Source organism: Rhodococcus sp. USK10 (assembly GCF_019378875.1).
GTDB lineage: Bacteria > Actinomycetota > Actinomycetes > Mycobacteriales > Mycobacteriaceae > Rhodococcus_F > Rhodococcus_F pseudokoreensis.
This window is the reverse complement of the sequence record NZ_CP076048.1, coordinates 3,912,291-3,937,794: the sequence shown is the minus strand read 5'-3', so window position 1 is coordinate 3,937,794 and position 25,504 is coordinate 3,912,291. Positions and strand designations below refer to the sequence as shown.

29 protein-coding genes are annotated in these 25,504 nt (G+C 66.5%); 14 read left to right on the top strand and 15 right to left on the bottom strand.

All coding sequences use genetic code 11. The features are described from left to right. Positions 1–108: 108 nt before the first annotated feature. The 3 genes from I1A62_RS25080 to I1A62_RS25070 form a co-directional block, all read right to left on the bottom strand. On the bottom strand, positions 109–1,056 hold the full coding sequence (locus I1A62_RS25080; RefSeq protein ID WP_219460725.1) for a DUF808 domain-containing protein: 948 nt from the start codon (positions 1,054–1,056) through the stop codon (positions 109–111). 179 nt (positions 1,057–1,235) lie between these two features. Then, positions 1,236–1,484 (bottom strand): hypothetical protein, encoded by a 249-nt coding sequence (locus tag I1A62_RS25075; protein ID WP_124391537.1) that lies wholly within the window; start codon positions 1,482–1,484, stop codon positions 1,236–1,238. 133 nt (positions 1,485–1,617) lie between these two features. Beyond that, a complete protein-coding gene (locus tag I1A62_RS25070) occupies positions 1,618–1,788 on the bottom strand; it encodes a hypothetical protein (RefSeq protein WP_192581824.1) in 171 nt (56 codons plus the stop codon). Positions 1,789–1,910: 122 nt separating this feature from the next. Between I1A62_RS25070 and I1A62_RS25065 the strand changes: the two genes are divergently transcribed. From I1A62_RS25065 to I1A62_RS25030, 8 genes are all read left to right on the top strand, one after another. Then, entirely contained in the window at positions 1,911–3,311 is a 1,401-nt protein-coding gene (locus tag I1A62_RS25065) for an MFS transporter (RefSeq protein ID WP_124391536.1), read from the top strand. A 58-nt stretch (positions 3,312–3,369) separates the two neighbouring features. Further along, on the top strand, positions 3,370–4,029 hold the full coding sequence (locus tag I1A62_RS25060; protein WP_124391535.1) for a response regulator transcription factor: 660 nt from the start codon (positions 3,370–3,372) through the stop codon (positions 4,027–4,029). Positions 4,030–4,046: 17 nt separating this feature from the next. Continuing rightward, the gene (locus I1A62_RS25055) at positions 4,047–5,483 is read left to right on the top strand and encodes a HAMP domain-containing sensor histidine kinase (protein WP_219460723.1); all 1,437 of its coding nucleotides are present in this window, start codon (positions 4,047–4,049) and stop codon (positions 5,481–5,483) included. Then, complete coding sequence (locus I1A62_RS25050; protein WP_124391533.1) at positions 5,476–6,402, top strand: TAXI family TRAP transporter solute-binding subunit; 927 nt, start codon at positions 5,476–5,478, stop codon at positions 6,400–6,402. Before I1A62_RS25055 ends, I1A62_RS25050 begins: the two co-directional genes overlap by 8 nt. A gap of 148 nt (positions 6,403–6,550) precedes the next feature. After that, entirely contained in the window at positions 6,551–7,741 is a 1,191-nt protein-coding gene (locus I1A62_RS25045) for a CaiB/BaiF CoA-transferase family protein (RefSeq protein WP_124391532.1), read from the top strand. Between the two features lie 7 nt (positions 7,742–7,748). Continuing rightward, a complete protein-coding gene (locus tag I1A62_RS25040) occupies positions 7,749–8,528 on the top strand; it encodes an alpha/beta fold hydrolase (RefSeq protein ID WP_219460720.1) in 780 nt (259 codons plus the stop codon). Between the two features lie 86 nt (positions 8,529–8,614). Further along, on the top strand, positions 8,615–9,172 hold the full coding sequence (locus I1A62_RS25035; protein WP_257890918.1) for a LysR family transcriptional regulator: 558 nt from the start codon (positions 8,615–8,617) through the stop codon (positions 9,170–9,172). Further along, positions 9,169–9,330 (top strand): hypothetical protein, encoded by a 162-nt coding sequence (locus I1A62_RS25030; RefSeq protein ID WP_219460717.1) that lies wholly within the window; start codon positions 9,169–9,171, stop codon positions 9,328–9,330. Before I1A62_RS25035 ends, I1A62_RS25030 begins: the two co-directional genes overlap by 4 nt. A gap of 276 nt (positions 9,331–9,606) precedes the next feature. Here the strand turns inward: I1A62_RS25030 and I1A62_RS25025 are convergent, their stop codons facing one another. Further along, entirely contained in the window at positions 9,607–10,824 is a 1,218-nt protein-coding gene (locus tag I1A62_RS25025) for a fatty acid desaturase (protein ID WP_219460712.1), read from the bottom strand. Positions 10,825–10,944: 120 nt separating this feature from the next. On the opposite strand from I1A62_RS25025, the gene I1A62_RS25020 reads away from it, so the two are divergent. Beyond that, positions 10,945–11,652, top strand: coding sequence for a TetR/AcrR family transcriptional regulator C-terminal domain-containing protein (locus tag I1A62_RS25020; protein ID WP_219460709.1), 708 nt, complete (start codon positions 10,945–10,947; stop codon positions 11,650–11,652). A 19-nt stretch (positions 11,653–11,671) separates the two neighbouring features. Here the strand turns inward: I1A62_RS25020 and I1A62_RS25015 are convergent, their stop codons facing one another. Together I1A62_RS25015 and I1A62_RS25010 are read right to left on the bottom strand one after the other, a co-directional pair. After that, entirely contained in the window at positions 11,672–12,055 is a 384-nt protein-coding gene (locus I1A62_RS25015; RefSeq protein WP_219460706.1) for a PPOX class F420-dependent oxidoreductase, read from the bottom strand. A 63-nt stretch (positions 12,056–12,118) separates the two neighbouring features. Beyond that, entirely contained in the window at positions 12,119–12,712 is a 594-nt protein-coding gene (locus I1A62_RS25010; RefSeq protein ID WP_219460704.1) for a dihydrofolate reductase family protein, read from the bottom strand. Positions 12,713–12,802: 90 nt separating this feature from the next. Here I1A62_RS25010 and I1A62_RS25005 point away from each other — a divergent pair, with 90 nt between their 5' ends. Next, positions 12,803–13,255 carry a helix-turn-helix domain-containing protein gene (locus I1A62_RS25005; protein ID WP_219460701.1) on the top strand — a complete coding sequence of 151 codons (453 nt, stop codon included), beginning with the start codon at positions 12,803–12,805 and terminating at the stop codon, positions 13,253–13,255. 34 nt (positions 13,256–13,289) lie between these two features. Here I1A62_RS25005 and I1A62_RS25000 read toward each other — a convergent pair whose 3' ends face one another. The 8 genes from I1A62_RS25000 to I1A62_RS24965 all read right to left on the bottom strand — a co-directional run bounded on the left by I1A62_RS25000 (position 13,290) and on the right by I1A62_RS24965 (position 19,974). Continuing rightward, entirely contained in the window at positions 13,290–13,895 is a 606-nt protein-coding gene (locus tag I1A62_RS25000) for a zeta toxin family protein (RefSeq protein WP_219460698.1), read from the bottom strand. Next, positions 13,892–14,275 carry a ParD-like family protein gene (locus I1A62_RS24995; protein WP_219460696.1) on the bottom strand — a complete coding sequence of 128 codons (384 nt, stop codon included), beginning with the start codon at positions 14,273–14,275 and terminating at the stop codon, positions 13,892–13,894. Before I1A62_RS24995 ends, I1A62_RS25000 begins: the two co-directional genes overlap by 4 nt. 179 nt (positions 14,276–14,454) lie before the next feature. Next, the gene (locus tag I1A62_RS24990; RefSeq protein WP_219460693.1) at positions 14,455–15,963 is read right to left on the bottom strand and encodes a YdiU family protein; all 1,509 of its coding nucleotides are present in this window, start codon (positions 15,961–15,963) and stop codon (positions 14,455–14,457) included. Positions 15,964–15,997: 34 nt separating this feature from the next. After that, positions 15,998–16,603: a TetR family transcriptional regulator gene (locus tag I1A62_RS24985; protein ID WP_219460690.1), complete on the bottom strand. Its 606-nt coding sequence runs from the start codon at positions 16,601–16,603 to the stop codon at positions 15,998–16,000. Beyond that, complete coding sequence (locus I1A62_RS24980; protein ID WP_219460688.1) at positions 16,596–17,465, bottom strand: ABC transporter ATP-binding protein; 870 nt, start codon at positions 17,463–17,465, stop codon at positions 16,596–16,598. Before I1A62_RS24980 ends, I1A62_RS24985 begins: the two co-directional genes overlap by 8 nt. Then, complete coding sequence (locus tag I1A62_RS24975) at positions 17,462–18,286, bottom strand: ABC transporter ATP-binding protein (protein WP_219460686.1); 825 nt, start codon at positions 18,284–18,286, stop codon at positions 17,462–17,464. Before I1A62_RS24975 ends, I1A62_RS24980 begins: the two co-directional genes overlap by 4 nt. Then, on the bottom strand, positions 18,283–19,362 hold the full coding sequence (locus tag I1A62_RS24970; RefSeq protein ID WP_219460683.1) for an ABC transporter permease: 1,080 nt from the start codon (positions 19,360–19,362) through the stop codon (positions 18,283–18,285). Before I1A62_RS24970 ends, I1A62_RS24975 begins: the two co-directional genes overlap by 4 nt. A gap of 78 nt (positions 19,363–19,440) precedes the next feature. After that, positions 19,441–19,974: a putative immunity protein gene (locus tag I1A62_RS24965; protein WP_219460680.1), complete on the bottom strand. Its 534-nt coding sequence runs from the start codon at positions 19,972–19,974 to the stop codon at positions 19,441–19,443. Between the two features lie 191 nt (positions 19,975–20,165). Between I1A62_RS24965 and I1A62_RS24960 the strand changes: the two genes are divergently transcribed. From I1A62_RS24960 to I1A62_RS24945, 4 genes are read left to right on the top strand one after another with little or no spacing between them, the layout of a single operon-like run. Then, complete coding sequence (locus I1A62_RS24960) at positions 20,166–20,543, top strand: PEP-utilizing enzyme (protein WP_124391517.1); 378 nt, start codon at positions 20,166–20,168, stop codon at positions 20,541–20,543. Further along, positions 20,540–21,736: a hypothetical protein gene (locus tag I1A62_RS24955; RefSeq protein WP_257890917.1), complete on the top strand. Its 1,197-nt coding sequence runs from the start codon at positions 20,540–20,542 to the stop codon at positions 21,734–21,736. The genes I1A62_RS24960 and I1A62_RS24955 overlap by 4 nt, the downstream gene beginning before the upstream one ends. 3 nt (positions 21,737–21,739) lie before the next feature. Continuing rightward, positions 21,740–23,365: a PEP-utilizing enzyme gene (locus I1A62_RS24950; RefSeq protein ID WP_219460677.1), complete on the top strand. Its 1,626-nt coding sequence runs from the start codon at positions 21,740–21,742 to the stop codon at positions 23,363–23,365. A gap of 23 nt (positions 23,366–23,388) precedes the next feature. After that, complete coding sequence (locus tag I1A62_RS24945; RefSeq protein ID WP_257890916.1) at positions 23,389–24,534, top strand: hypothetical protein; 1,146 nt, start codon at positions 23,389–23,391, stop codon at positions 24,532–24,534. Positions 24,535–24,579: 45 nt separating this feature from the next. Here the strand turns inward: I1A62_RS24945 and I1A62_RS24940 are convergent, their stop codons facing one another. After that, entirely contained in the window at positions 24,580–25,410 is an 831-nt protein-coding gene (locus tag I1A62_RS24940) for a helix-turn-helix transcriptional regulator (RefSeq protein WP_219460674.1), read from the bottom strand. Positions 25,411–25,504: the final 94 nt, after the last annotated feature.

The following is a 25,504-nucleotide window of genomic DNA, read 5'->3' as shown; positions in this document are numbered from 1 at the left end:
ACCTTGCCGCAGACGATACGCCGCTGCCGCAGTGATTGCGGCAGCGGCGTTGTGTCCGGGGGTCAGTACGGCAGCGAGGAGCAGCTGGGGCGGTGTCGGCCACCTCGGTCAGTCGGCGCGTTTCTTCCGTTTCGGGATCAGGTGCATGATCAGGACGACGATCGCGCCGACGACGAGCCCGACCAGTGCGGATACCACGGTCCCGGCGGTCCAGGACAGGACACCGCCGAGGCCACCGTGGACGAGATCGCCGAACCAGTGTTCGAGATCGTGGAGGCGATCGGCCGGCCAGTGGAATCCGGCCTCGCCGATGTTGACGAGCAGGATGTGGCCGCCGACCCAGAGCATCGCGGCGATCCCGACCACGGTGAGCACTGCCATGACCTTCGGCATCGCCGCGACGAGTCCTCGACCGATCCGCTGACTGAACGCGGACTCGCGTTGGGCGAGCGCCAGGCCTACGTCGTCCATCTTCACGATCAGGGCGACCACTCCGTACACCAGGACGGTGATGAGGATCGCGACGACGACGAGCACCAACAGGCGGGTGAGGAACGGTTCGTCCTCGACCGACGACAGTGAGATCACCATGATCTCGGCGGACAGAATCAGGTCGGTGCGGATCGCGCCGCTGACCATGGTCTTCTCGAATTCGGGTCCGCTCTGCCCTGCGGTTGCGCCCGCGGCCTCGTGATGGTTGCCGGTGAGCGCTTCGTAGACTTTTTCGGCTCCCTCGAAACACAGGAACAGACCACCGGCGATCAGCAGGTACGGCAGTGCCTGGGGCAGGAACTCGCTCAGGATCATCGCCACCGGCAAGATGATCAGGAGTTTGTTGCGGATCGACCCGACCGCGATCTTGCGGATGATGGGCAGTTCGCGGTTGGGGGAGAACCCGTGCACGTAGCGGGGGGTGACGGCGGTGTCGTCGACGACCACTCCCGCTGCCTTGACGCTGGCCTTGCCGGCCGCGGCTCCGATGTCGTCGATGGATGCCGCGGCCGCTTTCGCTAGTGCCGCGACGTCGTCCAACAGGGCGACGAGTCCACCAGCCACGAAAAACCTCCCACAGTTCGGATGTGTGCCGATCCAATGACCCGCGCTCGCGGGTCGACACGAACGGTACCGAATCGGTGGCCCTGCACAACCGGTAGTGCCGTGGGGTTACCTTGCCGCAGACGATACGCCGCTGCCGCAGTGACTGCGGCAGCGGCGTTATGTCACCTCGATCGGGGTCAGTACGGCAGCGAGGAGCAGCTGGGGTGGTTTACGACGGCTTGACCCTCGCACATTGCGCCCTGCGCGTCGTCGTCGAAACGGTCGCGCCGATCCCGGTCGCGGTTGTCACGGTCCGACTGCGAGGTGACGGCGACGTCACCGCCCGTCGAGGCGGGCATGGCGTGCGCGATTCCGGTCGCGCCGGTGACGGAGAATGCGACTGCGGCGAACATCAGGCCGGCGCGAATGGCGGTGTGGCGAAACATGCGGAGTCCTTGCTGGTGTGGGGTCGAGTGTTCCTTGACCACACCAACATTGCCCCCGGAACGCGCCGGTCGACAGCCACCCAAGGGTGCTCATTACCCACCCCCTGTGCGGAAGCTCACCGGCTGGTCGACGTCAGCGCATGACGAACGGGTTGCCGGACGAGGCACCGGTGTTGAGCCACACGGTTCCCGACTGGATCGCCTCGGTCATGCGGAATGCCCGGGCCGAGCCACCGAGCACCGCGCGGGCGGCGTCCTGCTCGGCCAGGTCCGCGAATGCGCGCGCGGCACCGTTTTGCGGCACGCGCCGCGGTGTCGTCTAAAGCGAATGTAAGGAAAGCCGCTCATCCCTTCCCTCGCGCTGTGGTGGCGGCCACATTGGTTTCAGTGGCTACGCACGATCACAGCAGTCGAGGAAGGAACATCATGCGACACACGACTTCGAACCCAGCGTCGTCGACCGGCGAGAGGCGGGTTGTTGCGAACGTGGTTCGCGGCTGCATCGGCAACCTCGTGGAGTGGTACGACTGGTTCGTCTATGCAGCGTTCAGTGTGTTCTTCGCGGCATCGTTCTTCCCGAAGAGCAGCACGACCGCCCAGCTGCTCTCCACGGCACTGGTTTTCGCCGTCGGATTCCTCATGCGCCCGATCGGTGGCTACATCCTGGGCCGGTACGCGGACCGCTACGGGCGCAAGAACGCGCTGACGTTGTCGGTGCTCATGATGGCCGCAGGCTCGCTGATCATCGCCGCGACACCGAGTTTCGAGGCGATCGGGATGCTCGCCCCGGCGCTGCTGGTGACAGCGCGACTGATCCAGGGACTCTCCGTGGGAGGCGAATTCGCTTCCAGCGCCACGTATCTGTCCGAGGTCGCGACTCCCGGCCGCCGCGGCTTCTACTCGAGCTTCCAGTACGTCTCGATCATCCTGGGTCAGCTCGCCGCACTCGGCGTCCAGATCATTCTGTTGCAGCTTCTCACCCTCGATCAGATGCACGCCTGGGGCTGGCGTGTCCCGTTCGTGATCGGCGCGATCGCCGCCGTGACCGTGATGCTCTTCCGGCGCGGCATGGACGAGTCGGACCAGTACAAGGACGAGGCCGCCCGGATCGCGGCCGAGAAGGCGTCCGGCACGACGCCGTCGGCCAAGCGTGGCACCCTGCGTCTGCTGCTGCAGTACCCGAAGCAGCTCGCGATGGTCTTCGGCCTCGCGATCGGCGGCACGGTCGCGTTCTACACGTACACCACCTACCTGCAGAAGTACATGATCAACACCTCGGGCATCGCCCCGGAAACGGTGGCGTGGATCAACTTTGCCGCACTGTTCGTGTACATGCTGCTGCAGCCCGTGGCCGGCATCATCTCCGACCGCATCGGCCGCCGCAAGGTCATGCTGTTCTTCGGTATCGGCTCGACGGTGCTGACCGTGCCGATCCTCACCGTCCTCGGCAACACCACCAACGCGTTCGTCGCGTTCGGCCTGATGATGACCGGACTGGTCATCGTCACCGCCTACAGCGCGCTGAGCGCGATCGTCAAGGCGGAACTGTTCCCGACGAAGGTGCGCGCACTCGGTGTCGGCCTGCCGCACGCGATCACCGCAGCCCTGTTCAGCGGTACCGCCGAACCGCTCGCGCTCGCTCTCAAGCAGGCCGGACACGAATCGGCGTTCTTCTACTACGTCGTCGGCTGCTCCGCGCTGACCCTCGTCGCGGCACTGTTCATGCCCAAGGGCAAGGGCGGCACCACCCTCGATCCCGCGACGGACAGCCCCGTCCGCGACGGCCGCGAGGACGACCGCGACGGCCGCGAACTCGAGCGTGTCTGATCCCTCCGCCTCCGGCAATGTTCCCCCGGCCCACCGTGGCCGGGGGACAATGCCGGTTATGCGCATCGCGGTGGTCGAGGACGACGACGGCGTCGGCAACGCACTCGTCGCGGGGCTGACCCGGCAGGCGCACCAGCCTGTGCGGATGAAGTTCGGGTCGGAGCTGCTGCTGCACCATGGCGAGGTGGACTTCGTCCTGCTCGATCTCGGGTTACCGGACCGCGACGGACTCGAAGTGCTTCGCCAGCTGCGCCAGGTCAGCGCCGTCCCCGTCATCATCCTCACCGCCCGCGACGACGAGCGGTCGGTGGTGCGCGGGCTGCGCGGCGGCGCCGACGACTACCTGGTCAAGCCGGCCCGGATGTCGGAGCTCTTCGCGCGCATCGAGGTGGTGCGCCGGCGAAGCCTGGCCGTCGAAGGCGGCGCGCCGCGGGAAGTGGTCACCGGGGATGTGCGCGTCGACCTCGATTCGCGCACCGTCACCGTGGCGGGCACCGACGTGGACCTGACGTCGAAGGAGTTCTCCCTCCTCGAAATTCTGCTCGAGAACCCGGGTGCCGCGGTCAGTCGTCAGCAATTGATGGATCGGGTCTGGGGTGACGCGTTCGTCGCGGTCTCACGCTCGCTCGACGTCCACATCGGCACACTGCGGGCCAAGCTGAACCGGCCCGGGCTGATCAGCACCATCCGTGGTTTCGGCTACCGCTGGGTGTGCTGACCGGAGGTAGAAACGATATGCGCCGACGGCTACTGCTCATCCTCGCGATCCTCGGATCCTGCGCGGTCGCGAGCTTCGCGATCCCCCTCGCGATCGCGACCGCCGACTCACGGACACAGGAGTTCACCCTCGGCCGCGAGGGCGACATCCAACGGTTCGCCGTCCTCGCCGAGGAATACGTCCGGACCGGCGACCCCGCCAGAATCGCAGGCGAGGTGGACGCGTACGACGACGTGTACGGCGAGGGCGTTCTCGTGGTTTCGACGCGCGGTGTGCCCACCCTCGGTGTGGGCCTCGACGGCAGCGAACCCGGAATCGAGGCCGCGATTCGCAGCGGACTGCGCAACGAGCGGGTCTCCACCGTCGACCGGCTGTTCCCGTGGAGCGACGACGACGCGCTGTTCGTCAAACCCGTGGGGTCGGGCGCTCAGGTGAACGGCACCATCGTGCTGCGCGCCTCGACGGCCGAGGCGCGCTCCGACATCCTCCGGCAGTGGGCCGTGATCGCGGCAGGCGCGGTGCTCGCGTTGGTCGCGTTCGGTGTGCTCGCGATCGCCTTGAGCCGGTGGGTACTCGGACCGCTCGCGAACCTGTCCACCGGAATCGTGCAACTCATCCGCCGCATGCCCGACGCGGGGACGCCGCCGGCGTCCGAGCCTCCGCCGTCCATTTTGCCCGTCACGGCCGCGGGCGGTCCTCCCGAGGTGCGCCGGCTCGCGCATTCGTTCGACGTGATGTCGTCGGCGGTGTTGCGGGCCGCGGACGCACAGCAGCGTCTGATCGCCGACACCGCGCACCAGCTGCGGAATCCGCTTGCGGCGTTGCAGTTTCGCCTCGACCTCCTCGACGAGGGGATACCGGACGACGCCCGCGAGGACTATCACCTCGTCACCGAGGAGGCTAAACGTCTGCAGACGATCCTCGACAGCCTGCTCTCCCTCGCCTCCGCCGAGACGCCGCGCTTCGGAGCCGAAGCGACCTGCGACGCCCTTTCGGTGGTCGCCGACCGGGTCGACTTCTGGTCGGTGACGGCCCGGGAACGCGGTGCGCGCCTGACGACCGTCGCGGCGCCCGGAGTCGACCGTGTTCCGGTCGCGATCGCGGAGAACGATCTGTCCCAGGTGCTCGACGTGCTGATCGACAACGCCTCCCGGCATGCGGGCCCCCACCCCACCATCGAGATCGGCGTCGGCGTGGAGCGCTCACAGGACCACCCGCAGGTGTGCGTGTGGGTGGCCGACGACGGCCCGGGCGTCCCCGCAGAGCTGCGCGGCAAGCTCACCGACCGCTTCTTCCGGGCCAGCGACCAGGCGGGGACGGGACTCGGCCTGTCCATCGTCGAGGTGGTTGCCGCCGCGTACGGTGGCCGACTCGCCATCGACGAGGCCCCGGCCGGTGGTCTACGCGTACGCTTGTGGCTCGAACCGCACGTGGAGACGCCCGACGATGATTAACCGGCGACAGTTCCTCGGCGGTGTGGCCGCGGCGGTCGCACTGTCCGGGTGTGCACGGACCCAGCAGTCGGGGACGTACGAGATCGCGTCCGGTGAGCGCGACGGTTTCCAGTCCGAATTCGCCGAATTGCTCGCGGACGCGCCGTCCGCCTCAGGTGGCGATCTCCGGTTCACGGTGCGGTACACCACCGGTTCGCTGGAGAATCTGTCGCTGCTGGCGTCGGGGGAGGTCCTGATCGGGCTCACGTTGGCCGATTCGGCCGTGCTGTCGGACACCCCGATGCTGGCCATCGGCAGGGTGTACGAGAACTATCTCCAGTGCGCGGTGCCCGCGCGCTCACCGATCCGGTCGATGAAAGATCTTCGCGGGCATACGATCAGCCTCGGTTCCCCGGGTTCGGGGACCGCGCAGACTGGGCGGCGGGTGCTCGAGGCGAGCGGGCTGACCGTCGACGACGTGACTGTGCGCCCGGTCTCGCTCACCACCGTCCTCGACTCCCTCGCCGACGGTACGGTCGCGGCTGCGTTGTGGGCCGGGGGCGTGCCGACTCCGGCGGCGGTGCCGCGGCCCGGGCACGGTCCGGACGGGGGGATCCGGCTGCTCGACCTGTCCGCCGAGTGCGTGGAGATGCGCAGGGTCTACGGGCCGATGTACGAACCGGTTTCGGTGCCGGCCCGGACGTACGGTGACACCGCCGAGACCGCGACGGTCGGCGTGCCCAGCCTGCTCGTCGCGTCCCCGCAGCTGTCGGACGCCGTGGCCGGTGCGCTCGTGGACCTTCTCGTCGACCGGGCGCAGGACCTCATTCCTCCCGACACCGTCGGAGCCCAGTTCCTCGACGTCCGGTCGCTGATCCAGACGGCGGGCGTCCCGCGTCACCCGGGAGCGGTCGAAGCGTACCGCCGCCACCACGGCTGACGGCCGTCATGTACGGCCATAAACGGCCGGCGGTCGCGGATCGGCACCGCCGCCAATCTCAACTTCAGGTAAAACTCCGGGTCCACGTGGTTGACTACTGCCGCATCTGCCTGCAAAATGGCCGTACATTTCTAGGAAGGCTGGCTCCATGGCACCGCAGACCGCCCTACCGCTCGCAGGGATCACCGTCGTGAGCGTCGAACAAGCCGTCGCCGCGCCTTTCGCGACCCGGCAACTGGCCGACCTCGGTGCCCGGGTGATCAAGGTGGAACGTCCCGATGCCGGCGACTTCGCACGACGGTACGACGAGACCGTGCACGGCGAATCGAGCTATTTCGTCTGGCTCAACCGCTCCAAGGAGTCCCTGACACTGGACCTGAAATCCGACGAGGGCCGCGACATCCTCGAAAAGCTGTTGTCCACCGCGGATGTCTTCGTGCAGAATCTCGCCCCCGGTGCCGCAGCCCGGATGAACCTCGACGCGCAGTCGCTCCAGCAGCGCTACCCCTCGCTGATTCCGTGCGACGTCTCCGGCTACGGCAACACCGGCCCCTGGTCCGATCGCAAGGCCTACGACATGCTCGTCCAGGGCGAATCCGGCCTGATGTCGCTGACCGGCCCCGACGAGTGCCCCTCCAAGGCCGGAGTATCGATCGCCGACATCGCGGCCGGCATGTACGCCTACAGCGGGATCCTCTCCGCGTTGTACACGCGCGCCACCACCGGCACGGCCCGCGCCGTCGAGGTCGCCTTGTTCGAGGCGCTCGGTGAATGGATGGGCTCGCCCGCCTACTACACCGAATACGGGGGCCGGCAGCCGAGCCGCGTCGGAGCGGAACACGCGACGATCGCCCCGTACGGTCCGTTCCCCACCGCCGACGGCACGGTCCTGCTGTCGATCCAGAACGACCGCGAATGGTCCGCGTTCTGCGCGGAGGTGCTCGGCGACGCGTCGATCGCCACCGACCCGCGCTTCTGCCGCAACTCCTCGCGGGTGGAGCACCGCGAGGAGTGCAACGCGTTGATCTCCGAGCGGACGCGTCAGCTCAGCACCGACGACGCCCTCGCGCTGCTCGACAAGGTGTCGATCGCCAACGGGCGGCTGGGCACGGTGTCGGACTTCCTGTCGCACCCGTCCCTGGCAGGCCGCGATCGTTGGCGGGAGGTGCAGACCCCGGGCGGCCCGGCGCGGGCGCTGCTGCCGCCGGCGAACCTCAGCGGTGTGGAACCGCGATTCGATCCGGTCCCGGCCCTGGGCGCGCACACGGATGCCATCCTGGGGGAACTCGGCTACACCGATGCCGCGATCTCCGAACTCCGCACGGCAGAAACGGTCTGAGGTCCGAATGCCCTATGCCGTGGCGTCCGACGGAACGCCGATCGCGTACCAGGAGTCCGGCACCGGACCGTCGCTGCTGCTGCTCGCCGGTCAGGCCAACAACCATCACTGGTGGGACCACGTTCGCACGGACTTCGACCGGCATTTCCACACCGTCACGATCGACTACCGCGGAACCGGATCCAGCGGAAAACCCGAGACCGGGTACAGCACAGAACTGTTCGCCGAGGACGCGATGTGCGTGCTGGACGCGCTCGGCATCGAGACGGCGCACGTCTACGGCACCTCAATGGGAGGCCGGGTGGCGCAGTGGGTCGCGGAGCGTCATCCCCGGCGTGTCCGCGCCCTGATCCTCGGCTGCACCTCCCCGGGCGGAACCCACGCGGTGGAGCGAAGCCGCGAAGTGCGCGCGAACCTGGCGCACCCCGATCCCGAACGGTCGCGTAGCGCCCTGCTGGAGTTGATGTACACCCGGGAGTGGCTCGATCGAAACCCCGGACCCTACAACACTCTCGGGGATTCGGACATGCCCGCGCACGCCCGGCTCGCACACCTGCGGGCAAGCAACGTGCACGACGCGTGGGATGCGTTGCCGTCGATCAGCGCGCCGACCCTCGTTCTGCACGGGACCGACGACCTGCTCTCCCCGGTCGACAACGCGCCACTACTCGCCGAACGGATCCCGGACGCGCGCGTGCAATTGCTTCCCGGCGCACGGCACGCCTACTTCGAGGAAGAACGCGAAGTCGCGAGCACCGCGGCGATCAGCTTCCTCGCCGGGCACTGACATTCTTCCTTGTTATCGAAGTCGCCGTCAGATGTCGCGTGCTGATGGTGCGGGGCGGCGAGTAGCCCGGGAAGGTGGGTCGTCCGGTGGACGTCAAGCAGTTGACCGCACTCGTTGCGGTGGCCGACGCCGGGAGCGTGACCCGCGCGGCCGAACTCCTCCATCTCGTTCAGCCGGCGGTGACACGCCAAATCCACACGCTGGAGCAGGAACTGGGTGTTCCCCTGTTCGAGCGCAGCCGTGCCGGAATGGAATTGACCGAGCCCGGCCGGCTCATGCTCGAACGCGCGCGGAGGGTGCTGGCCGAACTCGAGCGTGCCCGAGCCGAGATCCGACCGAATCCCGAAGTGCTGCAGGGAATCGTGACGGTCGGGCTGCTGGCATCCACGTCCGAACTGCTCGCCGAACAACTGGTCGCCGCGGTATTGCGGGAGCATCCCGCGGTCCGGTTGCGGATTGTGTCGGCCGGTCCCGGCTCGTCGTCGGCACCGGAGCTTCGGTTCTCGGTCCGATTGGTTGGAGAGGACTTTCTCCTCTACCCGCCCCGATGCCTGAATAGGCACACTGGGGATGATCGGGAGGGGTGCCGCCGCCGTGGCCGCTCCGCTCGGTCCACCGACGTGCGACTGAGAGTATTCACATGACCCGCCTGCAAGCTTCGTCCGTGAGCGCACCGCATCACTCGATTCCCACCCGTCGGGTACTGAGCACACCGGAGATCTTGCATCGGATTCAGGCGATGTTTGCCGATCGCAATGACCCCGGTTCCGCCGCTCCCGACCAGAACCCGTCGGCCACCTGACATGCACTATTCCTGCCCGCCGCCGCGACCCGCCACGCAGGTGTCGCTGGTGCACGCCACCGAACCCGACGAACATCCCCCGACCACAACCTCGCCCCAGAGCCACTCTCGCGGCCACGCCGACGATGAGCCGATCCGGTGGCCCGATCCCGGTCCGCTCGACTCGTGGTGGCGGCGGGTGATGTCCGACCGACACGGGCAGGCGCCAACGAGGTCAGAACGTACGCCTGAGGCTGATGGGCCGCGATGATGGCCACCGCGCGTGGCCGACGGGCCTCAGTGCCTTCTCGTTCGAGAGCGTGCCTCGCGCAACGCGGTGCGCAGTCCCGTACGGCGCCCGGTGCCTCCGTCGGAAGATGCGTTGAGGGGAGTGCGGAATTTCAGTTCGGACGCGGTCTCGGGAGCGTCGTCGGCGGTCGCGGACAGGAACCGGTCCGGGAACGCCAGCTTGTGGATGGTGCGCAGGGTCAGGAAGTATTGCTTGGCAAGCGAACCCGTGGTGTAGGGCAGATCGTATTTCTCACACAGGGCGCGGACCCTTGTTGCGATTTCCGCGTAGCGGTTGCTGGGAAGGTCGGGGAAGAGGTGATGCTCGATCTGGTAGCAGAGGTTGCCGCTCAGGAATGCCAGCACCGCTCCGGCCCGGAAGTTGGCGGTGCCCAGCATCTGGCGTAGGTACCACTCCGCCCGGGTCTCGTGTTCCAGTTCGGCGGGCGTGAACTTCTCTGCGCCGTCGGGAAAGTGCCCACAGAAGATCACGACGTACGCCCACAGGTTTCGCAGCAGGTTGGCCGAGACGTTCGCCTTCAGTGTCCGTCGCCACCGCCGCCCGCTGACGGCGGGGAAGAGCACGTAGTCCTTGCCGGCCTGGCGAACGATCTTGCCGAGCAGTGCCCGGGTGTGGGCGCTCTTCTCGGCGGCGGTGTCGACGCGGTCCCGTTCGGAATACAGGCCGTGCAGGGCGATGCCCCATTCGAATATGAACGCCAACAACAGGTTCCGCAGCGGCTGCAGCAGATGTTCGGGTTTCCACGGCTGGTCGCGGGTGATACGGATGACGCCGAACCCGAGATCGTCGTCCATCCCGACCACGTTGCTGAACACGTGGTGGCGATAATTGTGCGAGTACTGCCACTGGGACGACACCCCTGCCATGTCCCACTCCCACGTGCTGGAGTGGATTTCCGGGTCGTTCATCCAGTCCCACTGGCCGTGAGACACGTTGTGCCCGATCTCCATGTTCTCCACGCTCTTGGCCACGGCCAGGGCCGTCGTCCCGAGGATCCACCCGATTCGTGTCCGGCTGCAGTGGATCACCAGGCGTGCTGCGGCATCCAGCACACGCTGGAACGCGATCGTGCGACGGATGTACGTGGCGTCGCGCTCACCGAGCGAATCGGTGACGTCCCGCCGGATCGCGTCGAGTTCGGAGCGGAGCGACTCGACATCCTCTTCGGTGAGATGTGCGTATTCCTTGATGTCGGATATCGCCATTCTCGACTCCCGATTTCCCGACCCGTTCCGTGCCTCACTGTGAAGTGAACGCCGGATTCCGCAGACTGTCAACACTGTAGATCTACAGTTCAGGCCTACAGTGTTGGTGGAGGTGTCGTGATGGCCGATGAGCCCGAACGTCGTTCTATCCACTCCGACGGCGGCCCGGTCACCCGGGAGCGGATACTCGAAGCAGCGCTCGCAATCGTCGACCGGGACGGAATCGACGGTCTGTCCATGCGTCGTCTCGGTAAGGCGCTCGGCCGCGACCCGATGACTCTGTACCGCCACGCCCCGAACAAGGCCGCGTTGCTCGACGGTCTCGCCGAGCGGGTACTCGACGAACTGGAGGTCGATACCGGCGACGGCGACTGGGCCACCCAACTACGGGAGGTCGCGCGGGGCTTCCGCCGACTGGCCCTCGCTCATCCGCAGGTGGTGCCGCTCCTGGTCACCCGGCCGCTGTCGACGCCGCTCGGGCTCAGGCCGCTCGGCACCCTGCGCCCCCTCGAGGACATCCTGACCCTGCTGATCCGGGCGGGGTTCACCGACGCCGACGCCCTGCACGTCTATCGGGCGTTGTTCGGTTTCCTCTACGGCCACATCCTCAACGAACTGCAGGAACTCGTCGAGCGACCCGACGAATCCGACGACCTCCTGCGCCTCGGGCTGCACCGTCTGCCGATCGGTGAATTCCCGCTCCTGCGAGGTCTGGCGCCGGTGCTGGCGTCCTACGACGGCGCCGCCGAACTCGAACGTGGAGTCGACATCCTCCTGGCGGGCCTGACCGCGACGCTGAAGCGCCGGGACGGCGCACCACCGGAATGAGCGCGCGTCGGTGATCGGCTCAGCCGACGCCGACGGTCTGTCGCTCGGGCTCGATCACGGCCACGACGCGCTCTTCCTCTCGGGGGTACGGCGCACCCATGTACTTCGTGGACAGCTCGTCGATGATCTCCCACGCGGCATCGCCGTCGAGCCATTCGACCACCCGCCCGCGGACGACGACGGGCTCGAACGGGTTGTCGACGGGCGCGATGGACAGCGCCATCCGCGGGTCGCGGCGCAGGTTGCGTGCCTTGCGTGAGCCGGGGCCGGTGAGGAAGACGATTCGGTTGTCGTGGGTGCCGATCCAGAGGGGAACGGTGTGGGGCGAGCCGTCCGGGAGGGCGGTGGCGAGGTGAGCGATCGAGGTGCCGTCGAGTACTCGGCGCACGTCGGGGTCAAGCATGGAGCTGCTCCTTGATCTGAGGGCGCCGGCGCGAGGCCGACGTCGTGGGGTAGGCGGCGAGGGTCATCGGACCACCGCGTAGTGGAGATGGGTCACGCCGGGCGCCGGGACGGCCTCCAGCAAACGGAGTTGCACGTGCTCCGGGAGTTCCTGGAAGAAGCGGCGACCGGCGCCCAGCAGGACGGGCACCTGGTGCAGGACCACCTCGTCGACGAGTCCGACTTTCAAGGCCGCGGCCAGGACTCCGCCGCCCATGAGGCTGACGTCCTTGTCGCCGGCGGTCTCGCTCGCCACCGCGACCGCGTCCTCGATTCCGCCGGTGACGAGCGTTTGCTGCTCGGACATCTCCGGCGCAGGCCGATGGCTGAGGACGAACACGGGAGCCGTCGGGTGGGGGCTGCCGCCGCCGAAACGACCGGAATCTTCATAGGTGTTGCGTCCCGCAACGACCGCACCGACGCGTCCGGCGAGGGTGTCGAAGATCTGAGCACTGGGCTCGCTCAGGCGGAACCCGTCGAACAGCCGGCTGGCGGTGTCGCCGTCGCCGTACCAGTCGAACAGGGATGTCCCGTCACCGATTCCGCGGTCGGGTCCCGGATTTCGGCCGGTGATGTAACCGTCGACCGAGACCGCGTGGGCACTGATGACCTTGCTCATCTTCGTGTTCCTTTCGGAGTTCCTTCAGGAGACTCCATGAGCGTAACAGTTTGAGTTCCTTCAGGGAACCCCGATTGTTAGACTGGTTCCATGCAACGCACAGATTTCGGTGGGATGGCGTGCTCGATCGCGCGAACCCTCGACGTCATCGGGGAGCCCTGGTCGCCGTTGATCCTGCGTGACGTGTGGGCCGGATTCACGCGATTCGAGCAGATTCAGGCCGACCTGGGCATCTCGCGCAAGGTCCTGACCGAACGACTCAACCACCTCGTGGAGCGCGGAGTGCTCGAGCGCCGGCCCTACGACCGACGGCCGCGGTACGAATACGTCCTGACGGAGAAGGGCGTCCAACTCCTCGACGTTCTGATGGCAATGGCCACCTGGGGCGACAACTGGCTCGCGGGGGAGGCGGGCCCGCCCGTCCTCTACCGCCACCACGCGTGCGGCGAGATCAGCACAGCCGACCTGCGCTGCGCATGCTGCGGCGAGTCGATGCACGCCGGAGACGTCGAACTACTTCAAGGACCCGGCGCCGCCGTGTGAACGGTGCGGCCCGCCCCGCCCTCCCGGTGATCGGTCAGACGTTCGGGTCCTTTGGTTGTGCGCCCGGGCTGGTGCTCGCGGTCAGTTCTGTGGGTGTCCAGGAGGGCCAGTTGGCTTCGCCGACGAGGTATCCGTCGGTGAACTGAGCGACGATGCGCGGGCCGGTGCTCGCGCTGTTGTCGTACACGGTCACGTGATCACAACGTGGGAACGCTTGAGCGACGAGACCCCACAATCTTTGGTATCGCTGGCGGATCTTGTCTTCCGGCACATCGTGTCCGCCGGCTCGCACCCGATAGCGCACACGCCGGACCGCTAGCTCCTCGGGAATAATGACCACATGCAAGACGACGGTGTACTCGTGCGTGCGCGCTTCGTCGATCAGCTCCAGCTTCGACGGATGGGAGAACACCGTCTCGGCGATGAACGACATTCCCCGGCTCAATAGGTGTGATCGGGTCTTCGCGGCGATCTCTGCCGCCGCGTAGGAGTGTGCAGCCGGATTCGCCGGCCATCGTTGTCTGGCGATCTCGTCGGCATTGACTAACGGGCTGGCCGGCAGCAGGGGAGCAAGGGTGAGCGCCACGAAGGTGGACTTGCCGGCGCCGTCGCAGCCGACCACCAGGTCGAGTCGTTTCACTCGGGCAGGACTGCGTGGGTGCCGTCGGGACGGTACTCGATGATCTGACCGTCCTCCGACAACGCGACCGTGGTGACTCCCTGGGCCGCGAGCGCGGCGCCGTAGTCGGTGGTGGCCAGTTGTTCCTCGATCGCCGCGTTGATCTCGGCGTTGAAAACTGTGCCTTCTTCGGTTCCGAGTTCATCGATCGGCAACCGGCCGGCGAGGGCTTCCTCTACTCGGCGCCGGGCCGCGGTCTGCCGGCTCGAGACCGCCCGTCCCACCCGGGCCCAGTGTTCGAGTTGCTGACGTCCTGTGCGGTGCTGCCGTTCTCCTTCGGCCATGGCGCTGGCTACCAGGTCTGCTGCCAGGCGGGTGACCTTGTCTCCACTACTCGGCATTGCTGCCCTCCTGTGGTGTAGCTACTTGCTACAAGTGTAGCTAACGGCTACAGGCTGTGTCGGCGATCGCCCAGCGGGGCTTTCGGCGACTTCTGTTCCTACCCGACGCTAACTAATGGGTACCCATCGAGCACGCAAGTCGGCCTGCCGGCTCGCGGCGAGTGAATTCGGTCCAGTGGTTATGTGCCGCAGAAGGTTTGGAACGTTTGGCTGAATGACGGCGGGGCGGGTGTGGTGTAGTCGGACCATTCGTCGCGGCGGTCGAACGGATGGGTGACGACCTCCAGTAGTTTCTCGAATGGGGCGAGTTCGCCGTCGGTCGCGGCCCGCAAGGCAGCGTCGAGTTGATGGTTGCGTGGGATGTAGAGCGGGTTGACGCGGTCCATCGCGTCCGCGGTCTCCGCTGCCCCGCGCCCGTGGTGGGTCAGGGCGCTGCGCCAGCGTTGCAACCACGGCTCGGTGTGCTCGCGCGGTGCGAGGCTGTCGAGAGGTGCCGAATTTCCGCGTAGTTCGTCCGCGAGGGCACGGAAACCGCTTGTCCAGTCGACACCGTGGTCTTTCATTATCGTCAGCAGGTCGTCGATCAGTGCCGGGTCGAGGGCCGTGCCGGCCATACCGAGCTTGGCCGCCATGCCGGCAGCGTAGTGGCCGTCGTAACGCTCGTCGAAGGTGTCGAGGACTGCCGATGCCGCGGTGATCGCGTCATCGGGCGTCTGGCCGATCAGCGTGAGCAGGGTTTCGGCGAAGCGCGCCAGATTCCATTTCAGGACGGCGGGTTGGTTGCCGAACGCGTAGCGGCCGCCGTGGTCGATCGAACTGAACACTGCTGCCGGGTCGTAGGTGTCGACGAAGGCGCACGGACCGTAGTCGATGGTCTCCCCGGAGATGGTCGTGTTGTCGGTGTTCATCACCCCGTGCACGAAACCGGCGAGCATCCACCGTGCCACCAGTGATGCTTGCGCCTCGACCACGGCCTCGAAGAATGCCAGGTAGCGGTTGCCGTCACCGTTCGCGGGCAGTTCGGTGAGCTTCGGGTAGTGGCGGGCGATCGCGTAGTCGGCGAGCGGCTGCAGCAGATCGCCTTGCCGCGCTGCGTATTCGAACGTGCCGACCCGCAGGTGACTGGCCGCGACTCGGGCGAGCACGGCGCCGGGTTCGGCGCCGTTCCGGTGAACGGGCCGGCCCGTCGCGACCACCGACAGTGCGCGGGTGGTGGGGATGCCGAGGGCGTACATGGCCTCGCTGACGAGGTATTCACGCAGCATGGGGCCGACAACCGCGAACCCGTCGCCGCCCCGGGAGAATGGTGTTCGCCCCGAGCCCTTGAGGTGCAGATCCACGCGCTGACCGTCACCATTGGTCAGTTCGCCGAGCAGCAACGCCCGACCGTCTCCGAGGAGCGGCACATATCCGCCGAACTGATGGCCCGCATATGCCATCGCTACCGGCTTGGCCCCGGTCGGTGCCGTCGATCCGGACAGGACGCCGACCCCGTCCTCGCTTCGCAGTGCGTGGACATCCAACCGCAGCGCCGCCGCGAGCTGCTCGTTGAGCACGAGCATCGTGGGGTCGGGCGCAGGGGCGCCCTGCCACGGCACCGTCAGGGCGCCCAGCTCGTCGGCGAAGTTGTTCGCGAGGCCGGGCAGCGCGGTGTTCGTGCCCACGGTGGAATCGGGGATTGCAGCCATCAGCTCAGGGTAATCGCTGCACAACCGCGAACAGTTACCCGTCGAAGTCGCTGAAGAGGTAGTTGTCGATGTTCGGCCCCACGCGCTGAGCGAGGGTGTCGATGGGGGCATTGGCGACGTCGGGTAGCAGGAGGATGTATTTCGATATCGCCAGCCCGGCCGTTTGGCTGACCACCAGTGCGTAGCGCTCGTCCTGGTGATCGCGACGGACGACATCGCCGAGTGCAAGCTGTACGAGTCCGAGGAAGAAATCGCGTACCCGCATGGCGATCTCGTCGTGCGTGACGGCGACCCGCAGAAGCGCTATTGCTCGTGCTCGTTGCTGTGGGTTCGTCTCCCAGAATTCGAGTACGCGTCGGACGAAGATCTCACCGGGCCCGTCGGTCTCGGGGGTGATGCCGGAGAACACGGTCTTCGTGTCGACCTCCGGCTGCAGGGCGGCCACCAGCAGCGCGTTCTTGTTGCCGAAGTAGTGATGGATGAGCGCCGGGTCGACTCCGGCCTCTTTGGCGATGGCGCGCATGGTTGTTCGGTCGAATCCTCGATCGGAGAACAGCTCTCGCGCCGACCGCAGGATGGTGCCGCGCTTGTCGGCGGAGTCGGCGACGACCTTCGGCCGGCCGGGCGCACGACTATCCATGTGCTCCGGCGCGCGCGAGGACCAGCATGCGCTCTTCGATGGTGGCGCGCACGGGCCGGATGTCGGCGGCGATGCCGGCTGCGTCCAGTACGGAATCGATCGTCGCCGGATCGGTGTCCGGAACTCGGATCGCACGGCCGTCCAGAATCACGGGGACTCCGGCATCGTTCAGTGCCGCGAATGCCTGTGCCCATTCCGGAGTGTGCACGGCGACCGCGCGGGTGTCGCCGATGATGTCGTCCTCGCTACCGGCGCCGACGAGTTGCCCGGACGACATGAGCAACAGGCGATCACACTGCTGCGCTTCTTCCATGTAGTGGGTGGTCACCAGGACGCCGACGCCGCTGTCGGCCTGCTGCCGGATCGTGTCCCACAGCCTTGCCCGGGACAGTGCGTCCACGCCGGAGGTCGGCTCGTCCAAAACCAGCACGTCGGGTTCGTGTGCCAGGGCCACGACGAACGCCACCTGTCGTTGCGAGCCCAGGGCCAGTTCGCGGACGAGGGTGTTGCGCGCGTCGTGGAGTTCGGCAGGAACACCGGGCACGGGGACACCGTAGGCCTCCGCGCTGAAGGCCAGGTTCTCTGCGACGGTCAGATCGCGGTAGAGACCGAGGTTCTGGGGCACGTAACCCATGCGCGCCCGGCGCGTTCGGTCCGGCGGGCCGCCGAGCAACTCGACCGCACCTTCCGTCGCGGCGAGCAGACCCAGGAGCATCCGGATCAGCGTGGTCTTCCCGGCACCGTTGGCCCCGAGAAGACCGACCACCTCGCCGGGGGCGACGGTCATCGACATCGAGTCGACGGCCGTGAAGTCACCGAACTTCCGGGTCACCGAGCGTGCCCGCAGCACCTCAGCGGTCATGATGCCCCGACCTCCCGCCGACGTGAAAGAGACAGCGCGATGACGATGTCTTCGAGGTCGGGCGTGATGGTCGCGGCGTCGGTGCCGGGGTGTCCGTCCTCCCAGTACTCGTGACGGTCCCGTCCGCGGCGCCACGACCACTCCGGTCGCACCGGATCCGCTGCCGAGGTGATGGCGCCGGTGAACCCGGCGCGCACCTCGTCGTAGGAGCCCTGGGTCAGGATCCGGCCGGAGTCGAGGACGACGAGATGCCCGGCTCGCTCGGCCTCGTCGAGGTATGTCGTCGACATCACCACGGCTGCCCCGTCAGCGGCGGCTTCCGAGATCAATCGCCACAGGTCGATGCGGCTCACGGGGTCGACGCCGGTGCTCGGTTCGTCGAGGATCAGCATCTTGGGTCGGTGCAGCATGGCCATCGCCGTGCCCAGTTTGCGCCGCATCCCTCCGGACAGCGCCGAGGCGAGTCGGTCCGCCGCATCACCCAGCCCGGCCCGGTCGATGAGTTCCTCGCGCCGCTCGGCCAATTCGTTGCCGCTCAGGCCATAGATGCCGCCGACGAAATCCATGTTCTGCCGGACCGTCAGCGCCGCCCAGCTCCCCGGGCCCGCGCAGAGGAACCCGATGTCGTGCTTACCCGGGGCGTGAACGGTCCCGCTGTCGGGGAGGACTTCCCCGACGAACGTCCGCAACAGGGTCGACTTTCCCGCGCCGTCTCCTCCGACCAGGGCCACCACCTGGCCGGCAGGCACGTCGATGCTCACTCCGTCGAGGGCTGTCCGGTCGCCGAACCGGACGACGACGGACTCGGTCGCGGCGATCATGCGGCGTCCGCACCGGTCGGATCGACCGATTTCGACCCCTCGGGCTTACTCGCCTTCGAGACGTCCGGCGCGAGGTCTCGCCGGAAACGAAGCGTCGACCCGGTGAAGACCACGATCGCCATCACGGCCAGCACGACCAGCGGCAACCACAACGACGAAATCGGCGCATCACGCAACATCACGCCCTGCGAGATCATCGTGAAATAGGTCAGCGGAAGCAGATAGCCGATCCAGCGAACCCCTGCCGCCATTGCATCGAGCGGAAAAATCATGCCGGACAACAAAATCTGCGGCATCAGGAACAGGAACGCCGTTTGGATCGCTTGTCCGGTCGTCTGCGAGATCGTCGATATCAGCACACCGAGACCGAGGACGACGAACAGGAAGAGCGCGGCGCCCAGCGCGAATACCAGTACGTTGCCGTTGAACGGCACCCCGAACAGCACCATGCCCAGCACCGTCACGACGGTCATGTCCAGTGCGGCGAGCAGAAAATAGGGCACGATCTTGCCCAGGATCACTTGACTCGGCCGGATCGGCATGACCGCGAGTTGTTCGAGTGTCCCGGCCTCGCGTTCCCGGACCAGACCGATGCTGGTGACGATCGTGCCGATGAAGGTGAGGATCAGGCCGATGATCGCCGGCACCATCACCCACGACGTCTTCAGCTCGGGATTGAACAACACCTCGGTGCGGACCTGGTCGCCGAGTTTGTTCAGGATCGACACCGTCGACTGGGCAGCGAACAGATTCGAGCCGTCCACCAGTGCCGTCGACTGCTCGGCCGGGGTCGATCCGGTCACCACCACGACGTCGACCTTGTTCTCCCGCAACAAATCCGTCGCCTGCGCGGTCGAGCCGTCGACGTCTGTCTGCGTCACGTCGAAGAACGGCGGCAACGACGTGCTCACCTGCTGAGCCGAGGGGCCCATGACTGCCGTCTCGACCGAGGACACATAGAAGTTGGCCGCGTAGCCGAAGATCACGAGCAGGAGAAGCGGCAGCGCGATCAACATCGCCAATGTGCGGGGGTCCCGCCGAAGTTCGCGAAATTCCTTGAGAATCATGGCGCGCATATTCGATGCTAGGCACGCCGAGTGGCCTGGGTCAACGGTTGATGAATTACACGCCGTGCCGGCGATCCGCCGCGTCTGTCACTGCCGGAGGGCGGCGTCCAGCATGCGGATCAACTCGCCGACCCGTCCGCCGCCACCCGGTGCCGCCGGAAAACGTGCGAGTACGTCGACGACGACCGGTGTCGCACGCTGGACCTCTTGCTCGAGGTGTTCGGCGCCGACGGTCCGATCGTCACCGGCGACGAGTTCGGCCGCTCTGGCCGCGTACGCGGCCGCTCCGAGTATGTGCTTGACCTGGGTCGCCTTCGCCAAGGGATGCAGGTAGGCGGAGCCTGCCGCAGCCATCGCCGCCCACGCCGCCTCGCGCGCCGCCTCGGTATCCGTGCCCTTGGCGGCCGCGAGCGCCGCCCACGCCGCGTCGCGCAGAGGTTTCCCGCGCTCACCACCCCGAGCGAAGTCCCACGCGGTCGTGATCGCGTCGCGAGGCCGGGGGTCGTCCGGCTGATCGGCCTCGAATATCTCGAGTACCCCCTCCGCGCACCCCGCGGCGAACGCGGTGACCTCACGAAGATCCTGATTACTCAGAACGACTTCCGTTGATTCCCCTGCCATGGATCCATTTTCGACCATCGGCCGCAGCTGGGAGGAAGTCGGTATGCGTGCCGCCGCTGTGACCGGTATCGAGACTGTCCCCCAAAGTGGACTGTGGCGCACGACACAGCCGCTCGTAGCCTTCCTGGCACCGACGAAAGTGCGTGTTCAAGACAATCCCACGCCCACGAATGGGCCGAACGGAGTATGTGATGAGCGGAGACCTGAACGAGGTCGGGACCGGTGTCAACCTATTCACTGCAGGGGAGGTTCGCGGTACCGCGAGGTGGTTCAACGACACGGCCGACGTGCTGTCGATCGACGACGACGATCTCGAGGACACGATCGCGTTCGTCAGCAAGGGTGGGATGACCTTCCTGTCGCCGATCCTGCCCGACCTGCGCGCGATCGTCTGTACAGCCGGTAGCCGGGAATCGCACCTCGCGATCCTGTCGCGAGAGTCCGACGTGCCCTGCGTGCTCGCCGCCGAACTGACCGGAACCGTCGCAGACGGCGACACCGTGGTGCTGGACCTGTCCGATACCGAGACCGCCCGCGTGGCCGTCGCTGCAGGGGTGGTGACGGCGTGACCGCGCAACTGACCACTCCCGTGAACGTGGAGGCTCTGTACACAGACCCGGCCTACGAGCCCACACTCGAGGAGTGGAACTGGCTCGTGCACGCCGCCGGTGCGGCCTACAAGTCCGAACTATCCGCGCGGACCGTGTTCGAGTCGGAACTGTTCGGCATGAACACCTACATCCTGATGTCGATGATGGAGGACTACCTCAGGGTGCCGGAGCGCATCCGTACCATCCGACAGCACGCCACCCCCACCGAACTGGTGCGCAAGGCTCTGCCCATCGGCAACAAGCGCAGCTTCATCAACCTCGCGGCCACCCCCCTGCACTACCTCACCGGACGTGAGCTGTTCGTCGACCTGGGTGAGAGCGCCCTGTCGGACGGTCTGGAGGATCAGCTCGAGGTGCTCCGCTTCTGGCGCGAGGCGACCATCGCCATGCGCACCGACAACGTCCTGTTCAACATGGACGCGGAGCCGGAGAACAGTTCTCATGTCATCGACGACGACGTGCTGGCGGAGATCCGGTCCCATCTGGTCCCCGCCGACGACGAGGTCAAGGCGGGGATTCGCAAATTCGGTGCGCGGCTGACCGCGTACGCATTCCTGGAGAACTGCGACGCGCGGACCGCGGTGTGCGACACCGGGCCCTATCAGCTCGAGGACGGCACGTTCCTCGCGCTGCGCGAGACCTGCACGGACGGCGACGGAGACTTCCCCTGGGTCGACGGCATCCGCGAAACACTGCCCTACCATCATTTCGTCATCGCCTACCGGCTGCCCGCCACGGTGAAGATGGACAACAACGTCTGGGGCACCGCCTGGTTCACACCCAGCGACTACCAGGCCGACATCATCGAAACCCGGGTGTTCTGCACCGACGGCGGCACCCTCCGCCCCCTCGGTGCCGACGAGGTCGAGGAGGCCACCAAGGCGATCCGCAAGGCGCATAGAGCGCTGTACCAGCGGTTGGCCGAAACCGATGCCGAGGAACGCAACCTGTACGCGACCGAGATGTACGCGTGGAAGCTCAAGGCGTGGGCACGACTCGCCGGCTGCTACGACGAGATCGATTGGTCCATAACGCCGCGGATCGCCGAATCCTTCCAGAAGTTCAGCGATCCCGACCTCGCGCTGCAGCTGATCGGCGGCGTCTTCGTTCCGCAGGACCGCGACGGTTGCTTCCGTCCTCTGGGAGGCTAGGCGATGTCGATTCTCGGGAAGGGAAATCCGTCGTACGCCTTTGCGCCGGTCACCGGAACAGTGCGCCATTTCCGGTCGCCGGACGACGTGATCGCCTCCCTCGACAGCGACCTCGAGTCCACGATCGCTCTCGTCGCGTCGGGCGGCACGACATTCCTCTCACCGATCCTGGGCCGGCTCGGGGGAATCGTCTGTCTGGATGGGACACTCCGCTCACACCTGGCGATCGTCTCACGAGAGTTCGAGGTCCCGTGTCTGGTCGGTACCGAACTGTCCGAGGACATCCCCGACGGCACCGACGTCACGCTTCGTATCGACGAGCAGACGGGAGTCGTTGCTTCCCCGGATCCTGACACCGCATCGGACCCGTCCGCGGATGTGAGCGCCGCGTGGTGGGACTACATCCGGCGTGTGGGAGACGAGATCGCCGTCAAGGACTTCACGGTCGACGTCTCGGGCGCTGCGCTCGAGGCACTCCTCTCCGAGGAACTCACCGACGACCGCCTCGACGACCTCGTCCAGCACATGGGCCGGGCCATGAAACCCGAATTGACGCGCCGGTCCGGGTTTACGTCCGAACTGTTTCCGATGCTGCCCTACATGACGCTGTCGGTCATCGAGGATTTCCACAGCTACGTGGATCGGATACGTGTGATCGACGCGGCTGTGCCGGCGGAAGAGCTGGGTCGCCGGTTGCGTGAGGGGCCGAACAAGATCAGCCCGCTGTGGATCTGGATGATCGGCTACCACTTCCTCTGCGGTCGAGAGTGCCTGATCCAGATGGGCGCCATCGAGCCCGGTGACCACCGGGAGGATATCCGCACCGTCGTGGACTTCTGGCGCCGGCTCACCCTGGCACATCGTGGTGACGGCACACTCGACTACAAGGACGCCGGATTCACCAACCGGTACCTGTCGACGGCCGTCGTCGACGAGCTGGTCGGCGCGGCAACGGTGTTGGATGCGACCACCGCGAAGAGCCTCAAGCGGCTGAACGCCACGGTGTCGGGATACTCGTTCCTGTATTTCTGTGATTCACGGGTCGGCATCTGCGACTCCGGTCCGTATCCGCGGCCGACGGGAAACCGGCAGACGATCGTGCGGGATTATCTCTCCCTCGGTCCCGGTGCATGGGCGTATCCGTGGGCGGACGATCTGGACCCGCCCTACACCGGATTGACGATGGTCCTGACGTTCGACCGCTCGAAGTTCACCGAGTTCGAAATCAACGACTGGGGAACCACGTTCACCGAACCGGATCAACTTCTCGCCGTCGTCGACGAAGCTGCCGTGTACGGGTATCGCGCCGACGGCACCCGTGAGCTGATCGCGCCGGAAGACTGGCCGGGTGTTGCGGCGGATCTCAGCCGATGCCACATGGGCCTGTATCAGAAATTCGCCACCATGGACCGGAGCGACCGAATCATGGCCGCCACCACCATGTACACCTCGGGGCTTCGCCCCTTTGCCGCCGAGGCCGGGGTGACGGATCAGGTCGACTGGGCGATGTCGCCGAAGACGCTTGCGTTTTATCCCGATCCGTTCGACGACGACGACCGGGCCGCGGCCGTATTCGGAGGTGCCCTGGTGGCACACGATAGGCCCGGATCCTTCTCACCTATTCGCTGAACCATTCGAGAGGAGGCGCTCCCATGCGCCAATCGATGCAGAAACTCATTCACGCCGACGAGCTGTTGTGTCATCAGACGCCCGAAACCTTCGCCACCATCAGCCATGCCGACACGTCCTGGACAGAGAAGCTCTGGTCTTCGCTCTTCGCTCGTGACGGGTCCATCCAGGTCGATATCGGTCTCGGGAAATACCACAACCGGAACGTGATGGACATGTTCGCCGGCGTCTCGCGGGGGAAGGAGCAGCTGACGGTTCGAGCCAGTCGCCAACTCGATCTCGACGGCGAGCGGATCGGCGTGGGGCCCTTGGACTACGAGGTCATCGAGCCGCTCCGTCAGGTGCGCTGGGTCCTGCAGGAGAACGACGTGGTCCCACTGCGATTCGACCTCACCGTCACCGGAGTGCTGCCGCCGTTCCTCGAACAGAAGGATGCCCAGCGTGAGCCGCAGGGCTTCCGGGTGCAGTCCGACCTCCTCCGGTACCACCAGGCATCGACGGTCAGCGGTGAGATCTGGCTCGACGGCGAGCGCATCGAGGTCCGCGACGAGGAGTGGTTCGGCTTCCGCGACCACTCCTGGGGAGTGCGGATGGACGTCGGCGAGCCCGCACCGGATGTCTTCAAACCTCAGCGGCTCGATGGCGACTTCATTCTCACCTGGAGTCCGATGTGGATGCAGCGTCCCGACGGGTCCAGCTACGAGATCCACCACTACCTGCAATGGGTCGACGGTGCGGTGACCTACTTCTCGGGCTTCGAGAATCTTCCCGACGGAACCCAGCGCCCGCTGCAAGGATTGAGAGACGACCTCAAGTACGACCCCGACAACAGGCGACTCCTCGGTGGGACGCTGACCTTCGATGCGGGGTGGGGCGAGACGCGCACCCTCGAGATCGAACCGGTCAGTGACACCGGGTTCCACCTCGGCACGGGACTGTACTTCGGGTTCAAGGGCCAGCGGCACGGGCAATGGCAGGGCCCCGAACACCTCGACGGTGAACGATACGCGGACGTCTCCGATTCCGATACCGCACGCGAGGTACACCAGTTGCGGGACTGCGTGATCCGCTGCCGCGAAGGCGACGCCGTCGGGTACGGCATCTTCGAGTCGATGGTGATCGGTGAGCATCCCCGCTACGGGCTGACGAAGGAGACGTCCTTCCTCTGACCGGAGCGTGACGGGGCCGCGGACGAACAGTCCGCGGCCCCTTTCTCATATCCGCTGCGCCCGTGCCAGCAGCGCCAGTTCCATCCGGGACTGGCAGCCGGTGGTCGTGAGGATTCGGGTGACGTACTTCTTCACGCTGTCCTCGGCCAGGGAGAGGATCTCGGCGATCTGCGCATTCGACAATCCGTCGGCGACGAGCCGGACGACCTGCCGCTGCCGCACGGAGAGCCGCGCAAGGGCGGCCTGCGACTTCGACGCGGGCAGGCCGCGAGCCATGGCCGACATCTGCTGGCTCAGCAGGCGCAGCGTGGCCGCCTCGGAGGCGCCGATCTTGCCGGGTTCCGGGTCGAACATCCCCAGCAGTGCCGTGTGTCCCGCGCTCAGCTCCAGGCGCAATGCGGCAGCGGTCTGCATGCGCCACGTGGAGGAGAGGAAGTATCTGACGTAGGCGTCGGCCGCCGCCGGCAACTGGCCCATCGCCTGCAGTTCGTCCAAAGACGACACCCCGCTGGAGACGAGTTGCCGCATCGCCGCCGGCGTGCCGAAGATGTCGTAGCGGGCCCACCGGTCCTGGTACTCGGGCAGCATCTTGGCGGTCTTGCCCGCCGTCAGGGGTGCCGAGTCCTCGAAGACGGTGTGGAAGGTCGCGCCGGCGAAGAACGAGACGTGTCTCAGGGCGAAGTGCTCACTGATCGCCTCGACGGCCCGTTCCTTGAAGTCGGGAAGGCAGGCCGCACCGGAGCACTGTTCGAGGATGTCGAAGGCGCGCTCGTAGTCGGCCTTGCTCAGGTTGGCTCGGAACGGGGAGCGGTTTCGGGACGAGGACTTTGCACTCGGCGTTGTCCCGGAAGTGTCCCCCAACGTGGACTGGGTCACACCACGGAGCGTAACTAGTTTTAGGTCACAACGCCAAGAAGCCGGAGAAAAAATACCAGGTAGCCACCTGTTTCCGGCCGCGTCGGCGGCTGCG

Coding starts and splice junctions, on each gene's coding strand:
- I1A62_RS25075 (WP_124391537.1), bottom strand. CDS start 1,484: ATGTTTCGCCACACCGCCATTCGCGCCGGCCTGATGTTCGCCGCAGTC.
- I1A62_RS25065 (WP_124391536.1), top strand. CDS start 1,911: ATGCGACACACGACTTCGAACCCAGCGTCGTCGACCGGCGAGAGGCGG.
- I1A62_RS25060 (WP_124391535.1), top strand. CDS start 3,370: ATGCGCATCGCGGTGGTCGAGGACGACGACGGCGTCGGCAACGCACTC.
- I1A62_RS25055 (WP_219460723.1), top strand. CDS start 4,047: ATGCGCCGACGGCTACTGCTCATCCTCGCGATCCTCGGATCCTGCGCG.
- I1A62_RS25050 (WP_124391533.1), top strand. CDS start 5,476: ATGATTAACCGGCGACAGTTCCTCGGCGGTGTGGCCGCGGCGGTCGCA.
- I1A62_RS25045 (WP_124391532.1), top strand. CDS start 6,551: ATGGCACCGCAGACCGCCCTACCGCTCGCAGGGATCACCGTCGTGAGC.
- I1A62_RS25040 (WP_219460720.1), top strand. CDS start 7,749: ATGCCCTATGCCGTGGCGTCCGACGGAACGCCGATCGCGTACCAGGAG.
- I1A62_RS25030 (WP_219460717.1), top strand. CDS start 9,169: ATGACCCGCCTGCAAGCTTCGTCCGTGAGCGCACCGCATCACTCGATT.
- I1A62_RS25025 (WP_219460712.1), bottom strand. CDS start 10,824: ATGGCGATATCCGACATCAAGGAATACGCACATCTCACCGAAGAGGAT.
- I1A62_RS25020 (WP_219460709.1), top strand. CDS start 10,945: ATGGCCGATGAGCCCGAACGTCGTTCTATCCACTCCGACGGCGGCCCG.
- I1A62_RS25015 (WP_219460706.1), bottom strand. CDS start 12,055: ATGCTTGACCCCGACGTGCGCCGAGTACTCGACGGCACCTCGATCGCT.
- I1A62_RS25010 (WP_219460704.1), bottom strand. CDS start 12,712: ATGAGCAAGGTCATCAGTGCCCACGCGGTCTCGGTCGACGGTTACATC.
- I1A62_RS25005 (WP_219460701.1), top strand. CDS start 12,803: ATGCAACGCACAGATTTCGGTGGGATGGCGTGCTCGATCGCGCGAACC.
- I1A62_RS24995 (WP_219460696.1), bottom strand. CDS start 14,275: ATGCCGAGTAGTGGAGACAAGGTCACCCGCCTGGCAGCAGACCTGGTA.
- I1A62_RS24990 (WP_219460693.1), bottom strand. CDS start 15,963: ATGGCTGCAATCCCCGATTCCACCGTGGGCACGAACACCGCGCTGCCC.
- I1A62_RS24985 (WP_219460690.1), bottom strand. CDS start 16,603: ATGGATAGTCGTGCGCCCGGCCGGCCGAAGGTCGTCGCCGACTCCGCC.
- I1A62_RS24980 (WP_219460688.1), bottom strand. CDS start 17,465: ATGACCGCTGAGGTGCTGCGGGCACGCTCGGTGACCCGGAAGTTCGGT.
- I1A62_RS24975 (WP_219460686.1), bottom strand. CDS start 18,286: ATGATCGCCGCGACCGAGTCCGTCGTCGTCCGGTTCGGCGACCGGACA.
- I1A62_RS24970 (WP_219460683.1), bottom strand. CDS start 19,362: ATGCGCGCCATGATTCTCAAGGAATTTCGCGAACTTCGGCGGGACCCC.
- I1A62_RS24965 (WP_219460680.1), bottom strand. CDS start 19,974: ATGGCAGGGGAATCAACGGAAGTCGTTCTGAGTAATCAGGATCTTCGT.
- I1A62_RS24960 (WP_124391517.1), top strand. CDS start 20,166: ATGAGCGGAGACCTGAACGAGGTCGGGACCGGTGTCAACCTATTCACT.
- I1A62_RS24950 (WP_219460677.1), top strand. CDS start 21,740: ATGTCGATTCTCGGGAAGGGAAATCCGTCGTACGCCTTTGCGCCGGTC.
- I1A62_RS24945 (WP_257890916.1), top strand. CDS start 23,389: ATGCGCCAATCGATGCAGAAACTCATTCACGCCGACGAGCTGTTGTGT.